Raw genomic sequence first — 12830 nt, forward strand, 5'->3', positions numbered from 1 at the left:
CATCACCTCACTCTAATTTAGAATTTCGCCTTGGCGTAAATTCGTCAAGTAGTAAATTTATATTTTCACCTTGCTGCCATTTCACCCAGACAGACATGAGAAAATCTACCAATTCGCTTTTGTCAATCTCTACGCCACGTCTTTTGAGTTTAAGTAATTCTTCCTCTACATCTAAATCTGTTGAGCGTTTCACATAATAGGTGCGCCCAATCCAAGCATCATCAGACCGCTTTCCAGTTGCAGGTCTGCCACGTTTGCGTGGTTCAGAAGGAGTTGCTGCTGGTGCAAGTGGTGTTGGAGTATGTGTCACGTTACTCTCTGTGGTTGCCTCAGTAGGAAGTTCTGGCTCAAGTTGTGGTTCGTCTTTGGTTTCAAATAACTTTTTAAAAGGGCTAGGTTTAGGGTTGCTCATGACAATATCTCCTTACCCACCTCTTGATACTCCCGCCATGCTATTTTGCTGCTGCGGTCTTTTACTTGATAAACTGGCAACCCCTCCAGTGCCGCTTTTTCATAAACAGCAAATCGTCTAATCCCATGTTGAAATAGTGGTATTCCCTCTGCCTCTAATGCTTCCCGTGCTTGCTGTCCTGTTAAGCGAGGGGCTGGGGGAATAATTGTGAGCAACACACGATAGCGATCGCTGCCTAATGATTTAAGTGCGCCTACAGTCTGCAACAGCGCATCCATCGCTAAAGCATCAGGGGTAGTAGGCAAGATTAATAAATTACACCCATCTGCGAGTGCTTCTAAATCTTCGTGGCTTGGCCTAGCTGCCGTATCAATGACCACATGATCAAAATTACGGCTGTGCATAGGAGCTTGTAGTAAATCTACAACTTTAAAGGGTAATGCTCCTCGCTTTGCCCATCCTGTAGCACTGTGGTTTGGGTCGCCATCAACTAGCAAAGTACTGCCTAGCTGAGATAGAAAGCAAGCAATATGGATGGCGCTTGTCGTTTTAGCGACACCTCCCTTGAAACTGGCAAGGGTGATTATCACGAGATGTACTCCAGTAAATGCTGCTAGTTTACTCTTAAAATGGCGAAAATTTGTATTTGTTTATTTATAAAATGTTAACTGGGCGACAATACAGCATTTCACCAATTCAAAAATATCCTAAGTAGGGGTAGATGTAGCGAAGCTGTCACCAGGGGCAAGATAGGCTGAAAGTCTTGCTGTGATAAAGTTTCAGCCTACGAAGTTTTTAAAGCCTTATACACTGATATTTTTAGATACATTTACCTCGACTTAATCAGCAACCTTTCATTCAGATCACTGAAATTGCTTTTTTAATACAAGTGTACTAATAGGTAGTGATCGTCTTGTACCAGTTGCGTAAGTCCTGCTAGAGATGAGGGGGTCGCTTGGCTGAAAAATCGTTAAGTATCTTCCCCGCTCCTGATAATGCTTTCTAGCTCATCCAGTAGCTTCAAGGCTTTATCGTAGATGCGAGGTGCTTTCTGGGTCTGAACAACGGGCGGGACACCCATCAGCCCGCCCGTGCTTCTCGTATTTACTATTTATCTTTGTTAGCTAGTTCAATTAAAGTGCTGTAGCAAGGTTCTTTAATTGTTTTTTGTATCTATCCACAGAAGGGTTTACTGACAATCGCTGTCCGTCCACCAAATGCTTTTCACCTGCTACGAGGTTTGAGAGAGGTATTCTTTGCTTCCCGCTTATACGCCCGCTAGAGTGAAAATCTTCCAATAAATAAAAGCATTCGGTCACATCCTCCTCTGAGAATAATGCTTTGTATTCCTGTGCTATATCCAATGCCTTTTGTACGAAAAATTTAGTTGAACTATCTGGCGTATTTTTCTTTTGTCTACTCCACCCACAATGTGTCATAACAATAGCGTGAACTTTAGGAGCATCTGTGAGTCCTGCCTGAATATTGAATTTATGGAAATCCATGCCCTTATCTACTAGCATTCGCAGGGTAAGCCTCAGAGCATCAATGGAATGCTGGTCTACTCGTACAGGGATAATAATTGCCTCTGCTGCACACCACGAAAGATGTGTTGCACCACCAAAAAATGGGCTTGTATCCATAATAACTTTTTCAGGTTCTGCAATTTTAGAAGCATCCTCAATGATTTTTTTTAAAGATAATAAGACTTTTGCACTTGCTTCTTTTTGGTATCCAATGCCAAGCTGGGCATATTGTGCTAATTGACTATAAAGCAGTGAAGGAAAAAGAAATAGTTCTGTTGAACCTGGTATCATATAAGTCGGTTTTCGTCCTCTGAATGCTTGGCAATAAGGCTTTACTCCGTTTACAATCTCTTTTAAATCGAAAATACTTGTATTAGTTATTTGGCTAATTAAAGCATCATATAAAGTTTTCTCGAAATCCAATAATTGATCTCCGAAAAAATTCTGTGAAAGATTACGTTGTGAACAAGTATCTAACAAAAGGATGTTAGTTGTGTTTGCGATTTCATACGCAAGATTAAAAGAAATAGTGCTTTTCCCAATCCCACCTCTAAAATTACTAACAGCATATACCTTAAATTTTTCACTGCGATCTCGAACAGCTTCTCCCTCCATGATGGCTTCAGAGCGACTTATTATCTTATTAATATTGGTCATATATTATCCTTAGATTTAATTTATCGATACTATGGAAAATTTCTTTCTGTCCATCAATCTACTTTATAGACAATATGTCTGTCAAGTAGATTGATGGAATATTTGTCCTTTAAGATAGTTTGTGGACAAATTATCTATGAACTAAGCATTGCACCGAGATCGCTGTAAAAACCTGCAAGATACCTCGGAAAGCCTTAATTTTCCGTTGTAAATAACGGTTTTTTGACTTGAATGTAGCAATCTTTCAAATCCATACAGTGTAAAATCATTCTGAAACCTTGTCGCCTGAAAGCCAATCTTAGCAATACTTTCAGCCTATCTTACCCCTAGTGACAGCTTCGCTACATTTACCCCAAGTAGCAACCGTCAGCTTGGACGGACTAAACCTGAACGAAGACAGTTTGACTTTACGCCTAACCGTTGTTTAGCTTTCTTCGGATGGTCTACTAGAGTACAGTGTCTGTGAGTTTATTTGCAAATAGTTGTCTTGGCAATAATACAAATTGTCAGCAATACGTATTTTCGCCAATTCAAAAAAAGCAGCATATCTTACCACCATTATTTCAGTGTAAGCGTCAATCTCTCGATGACGCTTACGCCTTGCTTTAACTAATCCAAACAGCTTTTGACGTTCCACAAGATAAGGAACAGCGTCACTAGCATCACCACGGAGAACAGCTTGTGAAAAATGGTATAAAGCACGAAACACCATTTCTGTAGAAATTCGGTCTAAAGGTTGGTTGAGAGCGATCGCTACATCAATGCATAATTGATTGAGAACAGCATAAAAAATCCAAGTCGCAAAAATTTGAATTTGTACACCATTGCTATCACCCACCCAGATATAAGCCAGACCTAAAAGCCGTTTGGTCAGCAAAAATGCATCTTCAACTCGCCAACGACGACGATATAACTCACAGACTTGCTGTGCAGATAAAATTTGTGGTTCAAGGACATTAGTCAGATAGTAATACCAAGTTGAACCCCATAACACAGAAACCAGGCGTACCTGATGCTGACAAGGATTAGAGCGGTATTCTCCCATAGATATAACTTCATCACGGTAAAATTGGGCACAAGTCAAACAACGGACGACCTTGTAAGCAGTTTTTTCTCGCAGTCTGGTGACAAAAAACTTCTCCGATTCGGTAAATGCATCAAACCAAGGAAATTTAAAAAATCCCAAATCAAAAATTAGCAATCCACCAGTTGGTAAGCGCTCTAGTAATTGAGCGCACCAAGTTTTATCATTGACCTTACTGTTTGTTGTATACCAAGTTGTAACTGGGCGATGGCTAAAAGCTTCCACCACCATCATGATTTTGCCCGCGAGTGTTTTTTCTTGTTCTTGTAGCGCTTTTAACTTCCTTCGCAATGCTTCTAGGGTTGAACCATCCGCAATCCAAATCGCTGGGAATTTACTACAGACTGCCTGCCAATTCTCTGGAATTGCTTGATTGTTTGGTTGATGATTAATTCTTGCGATTACTTGCTCAAAAACCTGTGCAAATAATTCTATTGGTAATGTTCGCAATCTTTTTGACACTGCTTGAGCACTGACTTCTATTCGTTCCACCCATAACAATCCCTCTTGTGACAATACCCTAGTTACTTCTCTTAACCCCGGAATCTGCCGATATACTAAACTCACCACGATCGCCATCATCACCGGCAAGGTCAATATTCTGTCTCGGAATTTTTGCTTCTGTTCTTGCTTGTCTTCATACAATTTCAGGGGTTTAAAGCTCAGAGGCGATAGCAATGAAAATGTCTCTTTCTCGATTTGCTCTATTGGCGGCGCTGGTACATGCTTTTGCTGCCGCAAATCTGGGTTTCCTGTTCGCGCTGGACGTTTTCTACTCATGATGTATCACTAAGAACATCTGAATTGATGTTCTTAGATTACATCTGAATGCTGCCTTTTTGCTTAAGTTGACACCAATGAGCAGTGCTAAACCCCTACGACATATGTGGTTTTTTCGATACACATATTTGCTGTTTTCTGTCAATGTGTAAGTTCTATATTAGAAGATTTTTATTTTCCTAATAGTTTTAATTTGATATACGCTACTTCTGATTCTGGTAAGGATATTCTTTATAATAAGCTAGTATCTTCATCCGATAAGACTGCTACAAAATTAATTAATACAATAGCAAAAAATCAGAAAAATGAAAAACATATTCAACCTGTTGATGATATTAAAACATATAAACCAATATATATAATTCTTAATTCCAATAAGACTTAAATGATAAATATCGTTCTGTTTAAAGTCCGAACATCATGAATTAGAATGAACACATTATATTTATTTTTAAATGCCTCGGCTATACATTCATGGCGGGTGCCGTTGCGGTCTACTAATTCAATTTCACGAGGCCATGACATCTTTTTGCCATCAAGTGGAATCATAGCACCAATTTCATGATCAGGTGTGAAATAGTCTGGCCAGTTGATGTTACCGAACGTCTCGGTAAAAAGCAAGGATGCCACAAAGCGACGCAAGGTAGCTCGAAATCCATCGCCTTCTATCAACTCCGGAGGATTTAAAACGATAACTGCACAAGCACGATGGTTCTTAGCAACGTATTGCCGGATTGTTGAGTATATTGATGCACCATACTTTCTGCTTAAGTTTAACGGCGTTTTGATCTCAAATTCGTATTTCTCTGCTTCAGTGATGAAACTGTCAAGCTGAAAAAGAACTTCTGTAGCAAAGACATTTGCTTCGCGATCAAACAGATCAGCAATATCTGGATCAAGTGTTTTTTCACAATCTTCCACAACGGCATACATCCCACGTTGCCAAGGCAAGAAAGCGTGCGCTGTTTCATGCAGTTTCAGGAATGTCTGCTTGGCTTCGTTAACGCTTTTGTCAATAAATACAAGCCCTTCACGAGCATCGAACAGACCAAGAACCTTGGATAAAGCACTTTTAAGAGCTGTACCAGCTTTTATACGTAGACTCTCTATAAATCCAACATTGAGGACATCTTCTGGGACGAGGGTAATTTTCGCCGTCGCCATGATATCTGAAACTGGCGTAGGAAATCGACCTAGAGCATCAGATTGTTCCAGCATCCGCTTGGCTTCTTGCCGGATACGGGCATTTTCGCCTGGCGAAAGGGTACTGTCGTCCGGCTTTCTCAAGCTTCCCCCTTTTTGGGTCGTTTGGATCGAAGATAACCAAGATAATCCAATAACGCTGCTTCTTCATCAGCAGTCAGATTGTCGATGGCGAAGGTTGCAGCTTTGCCGTGCTTTTCGTTCCCAGTCCGTTGCTGTTGGCCTGTTATGTAACCAGCTTTTTCCATCAGCGTCTCATAAGAAACGCCGTAGACTGAAGCCAGACTATAAAGAATGTTAGGCGATGGCTTGCTGATTTTTCCGTGTTCCAACTGGCTGAGGTAAGCATTCGATACTTCCTTGCCAGTAGCTTCTTCAACTTCCCGTAGAGTCAATCCCTTTGCTGCCCGCAAATTAGCAAGATACGCACCAAAGGCGCTTGACCGAGACTTATCGGGCATATTTGGTGCCATGCTCCGCTCCCCCCTGTCTAGGTCAAAAAACTTTCTATTCTACCAAATTATCAGAATTGCTAAATTTATCAAGCGTGCCTAAATCTTGCTTGATAAATTTAGCAATGCGTTATACTTTAAGCAAGCAATATTTACTACTGCCTGCCACATAGTTTAGTGGCGAAAATTACTTATGTGTAGAGGAGTTATTCGATGAATCCTGGATTTTCCACCGATAAAGCAAATGATGTCACCGAGGCAATCCGTGAAGAAATTCTCGATGAGATTGCCGATCTCGAAGAATACGGCCGTCAAGGCAAACGGCCACCTTTATGCCGTGGCTACCGCATCCGTGTTAATGGCGAACGCCATGTAGTTTACACTCCCTCCCCTACCGGGCAAGAAATCCTCCAAGTGGCGAATTTAAACCCACCGGAGAACTACACACTTCGCCTTAAAGTCGCAGGTCAACAGCCACGCAAAGTCGGACTCGATGAAAAAGTGGACTTACGGCATCCGGGCGTAGAGAAATTCAAGGCGTTGCCGCGCGATCAGCAGGAGGGTTGAAATGGAGCTACGACGCCACTTCAAACTGCTGCCAGTGGATGAGGAATTCCTTATCCAGTACGGCTTGCCGTGGGAAACAATCGTGGATGGTTCCCAGTGGGTGCTTATTCACGAGTTTCCCACCCATGACGGCTACAACCATTCAAAAACGACGATTGCGATCCGTTTAGAGAGCGGCTACCCGCAAGCGCAGCTGGACATGGTTTATGTCTTTCCCGCCCTTGCCCGTAAGGATGGCAAGCTGATTCCTCAAACCAATGCCAATCAACAGCTTGATGGCAAAGAATGGCAGCGCTGGTCACGGCATCGCACGAATGAAAATCCCTGGCGTCCGGGAGAGGACAGCCTTGAGACCCATATTTACCTGATTGAGGACTGGTTTGTCCGGGAGTTTGAAAAATGCCCATCTCTCCTCGTGACGTAACTCTAAGCATGACAGGTAACCAGCACAAACAGTTGCAGACGTTTCTATTACCCTCTGATGGGAAAGAAGCTGCCGCCATTGCGTTATGCAGGCATCGTGCTGGTGACCGCCGTCATCGCCTATTGGTACGCGAAATTCATGAAATCCCTTATGAATCTTGTTCTCAACGGTCAGATGTAAGGGTGACCTGGCCAACAGACCTCCTTGCTCCTTTGCTGGATAAAGCGGAGAAACAAGGCTTGTCGGTTGTTAAAATTCACAGTCATCCAGGCGGTTATGCTGCCTTTTCTGAGATTGATGACGCCAGCGATCGTCAGTTAATGCCGGCAATCAAGGGCTGGGTTGAGGCTGATATTCCACACGCCAGCGTGATTATGCTGCCTGATGGTCAAATGTTTGGCCGTGTACTGTGGCAAGGCAATGATTTCACTCCCCTTGCCTGCATTTCAGTTGCTGGCCCAGATTTACACTTTTGGTACAGCGACCAAGACCCAACAACATGTGCAGGCTTTGCCGCTTCTCATGCACAAACTTTTGACCAAGGCACGATTGAACGGCTACGCCGTCTCTCTATTGCTGTTATTGGCTGTTCCGGAACAGGTAGCCCCGTGATCGAGCAGTTGGTTCGTCTTGGCGTCGGTGAACTTGTCCTTGTCGATGACGACCATACCGAAGAACGCAACGTTAACCGCATTCTCAATTCAACAATGGAAGATGCCTATCAAAGGCGGTCTAAAGTTGAGATGCTTGCAGATTCCATTCGCCGAATTGGTCTGGGAACTCGCATTCGTGTCTTTAATCGCAATCTCTGGGATCGTGATGTTGTAAAGGCTGTTGCTGAGTGCGATGTCGTGTTTGGCTGCATGGACACAATCAGCGGTCGGTTTCTGCTGAACACACTCGCCACTTATTACACAATTCCTTATTTTGACCTTGGCGTTCGCTTAGAGGCTGTGCCAGAAGGTTCGGGTGAGGCGCGCATTCGGGAGGTCTGCGGCACGGTTCACTACTTACAGCCGGGTCGTTCCAGTCTTATGAGTCGCGGACTGGTTTCAATGGAGAAGGTGCGTGAAGAAGGCTTGCGTCGTAATGATCCAGAAGCATACGACCAGCAAATCAAAGACGGTTATATTCGCGGAGTGCAAGAACATCGCCCGGCTGTAATCAGCGTCAATATGTTCATTGCGTCTTTGGCAGTGAATGATTTTCTCGCCCGGTTACATTCCTACCGTGAAGAACCCAACAGCACGATCGCCAGCATTGAATTTAGTCTCAGCAGTCTTGAATTGTTTCCAGAACCTGAAGGCGAGCCTTGTGCAATGCTACGCCATACTGTCGGTCTTGGCGATATGGAACCCTTATTGGGATTGATGGAATTGGTAGAGCGAGGTAACGAATGAACTGGTTGTCTGGCTTGCTTACGCAGTTTAATGCTTGGCTGCGTAAGTTTTTTCTTCCCAACTACCGTACTCGCTTTATTGAAGGAAATTTGCCTGCGCGGCTGGATCGCAAAGCCATCTATATTGTCAAGGAAGATGGCTTTCTAGAGTATGCCGCAATGCTGTGTCCTTGCGGCTGTGATCAAGTCTTGTATATGAACTTGATTCCAGATGAGCATCCATGCTGGCATATCACAGAACATCCTGGCGGTACTGTAAGTTTGCATCCATCAGTCTGGCGCAAAAAGGATTGCCAGTCACATTTTTGGTTCAGAGAAGGACAAATTCACTGGTGTGGCTCTCCGCAAAGAAGTTAAGCTGATTGAGAATGCAAAACTGCTCTTTTGTTTGACAAGAGAGCAGTTGGGAGCAAAGCCAGAAATTCACATGGGGCTTCATAGATTCAATGCCCCGGTTACTGTATATGTGGTTCGGTATGTAGGGATATACAGCTTACATGGTAGCTTGTTCCGAAAAAGATTCATGTTCTTTACAGAGAATTCATGAATCGCACCAAGCATTTGCGGTCAACTTCATACCTGTTGAGAAAATTCTACAATGGTTTGTGTAGGTGCGAGTCGTCCCAATAATGATTAACCCCAGCAACGAGCCAGCCAAGCCGAAAAAAATCATTACGATCATTCCTAGTGGACGACTCATTGAATCTATACCAGACACACAGCCAGAATCAGATCAGCGTGATAGCACTTCGGAACCGGAAAACTCTTCTATATTTCAGGCGATTGGGGTAATTGCTGGCACTGTGGATCTCAAAGCTAAACCTCATCCGACTATATCGATTGAAAATCGGGACTATGTTTTATATCATGCCCCTCAAAAAAAACTGATATTTGATTTTTTAAAAAAACAGATTCGTAACAGTGGTAGTGATTATGTACGGCTGATGGTTTATCCAAGGGTGATACATTTTCCACCGCGAGATAAACCTCATGTAATTGGGTTTCAGGTTTTGGGGTTTGATAATGGCTCCAAATCGGGTTTGTTTGCAGATTATCAAGACAAGGAGTTTAGATTTACAGGGTTATGGCAATTCATCCCAGCTTGCCAGACACCTTGTATATCAGTGTTTCGGAATTTTACAGCAGAAAGATTGGATTATATAAAGCTTGCCGAGACTTCTAGAAAAGTGCGGTTCATGAAGGCTAGCCACATCCCTTTATTGTGGAAAGATGCAATCGTTCCTCCCTTTAGATTCAATCCTTTGCTACCAAAAGAGGAGCGTGGCAAACCTAGTTTTGTTGAAATTAAAGCAAAATTTCTGCCACATAGAAATGTTTTCGCATTTGAGAGCTTACTAGGGTTGCCACAAGAAAAACCGCCAAAGTTTCTAAAGGCATCAAAAGATGATAAACTTGCCGCATTTAAAGAGAAAAAAGCGAATATAGCCGCGTCAAAGGGCAATAAACCCAAACCCCAACCTCAAACTAAACCAGTCAAGAAAGCTCAACCCAAAACTCAAACTAAGCCTGTTCAGCCCCCAACAACCCCACACCAAACACAATCGCAGTGAAGGAGTAGGGTTTTGTTGTATGTGGTCATGAAGAAGCGCCAGCTTCAGGTACAGCAGCCCCTACATCTGGTTTGACTTCCTTTGCTTTTTTCTCGAAAATTTGAATTCCCGCGTCAATGATCTCAAAACCGTTTTCTGTTCGCACGCCAAGCTTGCCCGATACAGCCCCAGCCCAGTCTGCAAACTCTGAGGCGCTAGTTTCAGCCTTCCGCCAGCTTTTTGCATTAACTTGAGCAGTGAAGACTATGCCATTCTGGTCGGTCAACTCGATTGCAACTTTTTTATTCTCTCCTGGTGTAGCTGTTGGTAGTGACCCGCTAAATTTTATTGTCACTTCGCTTTTGACTTCCATAGCTTACCCCTGGCTCATCATCAATTAAAATTCTTCGCTCTTGATTTTATCTTGGATTAGGTTGACCACAAGGTGCGCGATCGCTTGGCTATCGTAGTTGATCACTTTCAAAGTAAACGTTGAGCATTCGGCTTGAAACAGAACCAAGACTCAACATTAAATAAACAAAATCCACAAAAAAAATTTACCCCTGTTTTTGACCCTTTTTTTGTCTATCTAATTGATAATTACTCTCAAAATAAACCGCCCCAACCGTGATTATTGACACATTTATCAAGGAATATTACAGTTTTGGCACTAGTTGATTGATTTGACTAAATTCGTGCATCTAAGATAAAACCTCGACAAAACATCCATTTTCCCAATGATCACCAACTACATTCAACATCTCCCAATATCTATCCAACATCTCCCAATTCTCCAATTTGTTTCTTACCTTTTTACACCTTTTACATCATCCAGTTACAAAATTCTCATTAGCTCAAAAATTCCCAATAAATCCGAACAGTTCCCAATACTTATAAGAAGTCTCCCATTTGCTCCCAATAATTGGTAAATTATCGGGAAAATCGCTTAAAAGCTTTTAAGCCCGCTAATCCATCTTTTTTTGACGCACAGTACGCCATATTTGGCGGAAAGTTTTTGACAGCCAAAATTGAAAAGCAGAAGCATAAGCAACACCCATCAAAAAATACTACAAAAGAACTACATAATCACTACAAAAGTGACTGTACAGTTCACTCTCTTCAACCCGTCAGCTTGATTCTTGTAGTCTAATGAGTGACAAAAAGTGACAATTCTCAGTTGTCACACTCTGGACATAGTGTACTTTGATACAAGAACTCCCATGTAGCAAAACACCCCCATTTATCCCCAAGATTACCCCAACGATACACAATTGATAGTGAAAGGATAGTCAAATGACAGTCGTTTTCGGGTTGAGAGGAAAAAAACAACAACAGTCAAACGACAGTCAATTGGGTCAAATTGGGGTAATTTGAGGGTAATTTGGGTGAAATGCTCCTGGTGGATTCTCCCCCAAAAGTGGATTTCGGGCTTGCGTATAATGTATACCATACTCACTATGGTTTCATGCCCTGCGGGTGGCTACGCCATCTCTCGCTGCGCTCATGACATGAAACCGCCGTTCGCCCTACGGGGATTTTCGTACTACAAAGTACTGCACTTGTAGCATAAATCTTTTATGTCGCCACTAACCATTCTCAGAATTGAGAAACTAAAAACATTCGGCAATGTTGCCGGGAGTGATGACCATGTTACCAGAAACAGAGAAACACCCAACGCAGATCCAACTAGAAAGAATGTCCGGTTGATTGGGGGAGAAGACGATCGCGCCCTGGAGGAGATAGTCAAGGAGAAAATCTCTACCCTCAAGCATATACCCCGAAAGGACGCAGTGTTATGCACTGAAATGTTTCTCTCGGCATCACCTGAATATTTCCGTCCCTTAGATCCATCTCTTTCTGGGCAGTGGTCTGATGATCTGATGCAGCAATGGGCAAGTGCATCTCGTGACTGGCTAGTTGAAAACTATGGGTCAAAGTGCGTCAGGGCAGAACTCCACCTAGATGAAAGTACCCCACACATTCACGCCTACATCGTGCCATTGAACGATAAAACTGGTCGGCTTAGTCATGATGCGATGTTTGGCGGCAGAGGTGGACAGGGAAGAATTAAGTTATCCAAGCTGCAAGATAGTTATGCTGCTGCACTCGCTCCTTTGGGTATTGAACGAGGGGTTAAGGGCAGTAAGGCAACCCACACCAAAGTCAAAGAATATTACCAAGCGGTTAACAGTGAACCTTTGACCGCAGTCATTACAAATAACCAATTAGCACCCACACCGTTTGAATCAGCTAGGAGTTACGTTGCCAGGATTCAGTCTGATGAACACTTCCAAGCGATTAACCACCAACTGGCTGACCGCTCCTTCATGGCAGAGCGATTGGAGAGGGCGGAGCAACGGGCTAGGGATAGCGAGAAGGAGCGACAGCAACTAGAGAAGCGGGTACGCGAGCTTGAGTTAAAGACTCAACAAATGCGCGATTTGCCCTTGGAGGATGTCGCCTGGGAGTTGGGGCTACACCACGAGCAAGGAAAATGGAAGGGTCACGGTAACATCATTAATATAGATGGGCCCAAATTTTATGATTTCTCACCCGAACACTCCAAAGGTGGCGGTGGTGCGATTGATTTGGTGATGCACGTCAACAATTGCAATCTGCGGCAGGCGGTCGTCTGGTTGCATGAGCGCTTTGGTGAAGCTGGGGCAGAACGAGCAGCGATCGCTCACGCCCTTAAGATGACTACTGAGATTATCCAGTCAGAACCTCGTCCCCAATTCCAGCTAAGAGTTGAGGATAAAGCCAATTGGCCAGGAGT

The 12830-nt window shown here is 43.3% G+C and carries 12 protein-coding genes and 1 pseudogene; 6 read left to right on the forward strand and 7 right to left on the reverse strand.

Features of this window, described 5'->3' with window-relative positions:
• Positions 1 to 7 precede the first annotated feature (7 nt).
• The 6 genes and pseudogenes from ACYTXL_RS14120 to ACYTXL_RS14145 all read right to left on the reverse strand — a co-directional run bounded on the left by ACYTXL_RS14120 (position 8) and on the right by ACYTXL_RS14145 (position 6135).
• Positions 8 to 412, reverse strand: a complete 405-nt coding sequence (locus ACYTXL_RS14120; protein WP_461925284.1) for a hypothetical protein — start codon at positions 410 to 412, stop codon at positions 8 to 10.
• A complete protein-coding gene (locus ACYTXL_RS14125; protein WP_461922773.1) occupies positions 409 to 1002 on the reverse strand; it encodes a ParA family protein in 594 nt (197 codons plus the stop codon). The genes ACYTXL_RS14120 and ACYTXL_RS14125 overlap by 4 nt, the downstream gene beginning before the upstream one ends.
• A gap of 543 nt (positions 1003 to 1545) precedes the next feature.
• Positions 1546 to 2595: a ParA family protein gene (locus ACYTXL_RS14130; RefSeq protein ID WP_461925285.1), complete on the reverse strand. Its 1050-nt coding sequence runs from the start codon at positions 2593 to 2595 to the stop codon at positions 1546 to 1548.
• A 562-nt stretch (positions 2596 to 3157) separates the two neighbouring features.
• Positions 3158 to 4459: pseudogene (locus tag ACYTXL_RS14135) on the reverse strand (IS4 family transposase); the annotation flags it as partial.
• A gap of 381 nt (positions 4460 to 4840) precedes the next feature.
• Positions 4841 to 5746 carry an ImmA/IrrE family metallo-endopeptidase gene (locus tag ACYTXL_RS14140; protein ID WP_461925286.1) on the reverse strand — a complete coding sequence of 302 codons (906 nt, stop codon included), beginning with the start codon at positions 5744 to 5746 and terminating at the stop codon, positions 4841 to 4843.
• On the reverse strand, positions 5743 to 6135 hold the full coding sequence (locus tag ACYTXL_RS14145; RefSeq protein ID WP_461922690.1) for a helix-turn-helix domain-containing protein: 393 nt from the start codon (positions 6133 to 6135) through the stop codon (positions 5743 to 5745). The genes ACYTXL_RS14140 and ACYTXL_RS14145 overlap by 4 nt, the downstream gene beginning before the upstream one ends.
• Before the next feature lie 192 nt (positions 6136 to 6327).
• Between ACYTXL_RS14145 and ACYTXL_RS14150 the strand changes: the two genes are divergently transcribed.
• The 5 genes from ACYTXL_RS14150 (at position 6328) to ACYTXL_RS14170 (ending at position 10075) form a co-directional block, all read left to right on the forward strand.
• Positions 6328 to 6681, forward strand: coding sequence for a multiubiquitin domain-containing protein (locus ACYTXL_RS14150; protein WP_461922691.1), 354 nt, complete (start codon positions 6328 to 6330; stop codon positions 6679 to 6681).
• 1 nt (position 6682) lies between these two features.
• Positions 6683 to 7105, forward strand: a complete 423-nt coding sequence (locus tag ACYTXL_RS14155) for an E2/UBC family protein (protein WP_461925287.1) — start codon at positions 6683 to 6685, stop codon at positions 7103 to 7105.
• On the forward strand, positions 7081 to 8505 hold the full coding sequence (locus tag ACYTXL_RS14160) for a ThiF family adenylyltransferase (protein ID WP_461925288.1): 1425 nt from the start codon (positions 7081 to 7083) through the stop codon (positions 8503 to 8505). The genes ACYTXL_RS14155 and ACYTXL_RS14160 overlap by 25 nt, the downstream gene beginning before the upstream one ends.
• Positions 8502 to 8861, forward strand: coding sequence for a DUF6527 family protein (locus ACYTXL_RS14165; RefSeq protein WP_461925289.1), 360 nt, complete (start codon positions 8502 to 8504; stop codon positions 8859 to 8861). The genes ACYTXL_RS14160 and ACYTXL_RS14165 overlap by 4 nt, the downstream gene beginning before the upstream one ends.
• Positions 8862 to 9133: 272 nt before the next feature.
• Positions 9134 to 10075: a hypothetical protein gene (locus tag ACYTXL_RS14170; RefSeq protein ID WP_461922711.1), complete on the forward strand. Its 942-nt coding sequence runs from the start codon at positions 9134 to 9136 to the stop codon at positions 10073 to 10075.
• Between the two features lie 25 nt (positions 10076 to 10100).
• Here ACYTXL_RS14170 and ACYTXL_RS14175 read toward each other — a convergent pair whose 3' ends face one another.
• Positions 10101 to 10427, reverse strand: a complete 327-nt coding sequence (locus ACYTXL_RS14175; protein ID WP_461922712.1) for a hypothetical protein — start codon at positions 10425 to 10427, stop codon at positions 10101 to 10103.
• Positions 10428 to 11631: 1204 nt separating this feature from the next.
• On the opposite strand from ACYTXL_RS14175, the gene mobV reads away from it, so the two are divergent.
• Positions 11632 to 12830 (forward strand): MobV family relaxase (gene mobV / locus ACYTXL_RS14180; protein WP_461925290.1); only part of this gene is annotated, 1199 nt, incomplete at its 3' end.

This window comes from Nostoc sp., from assembly GCF_054880495.1.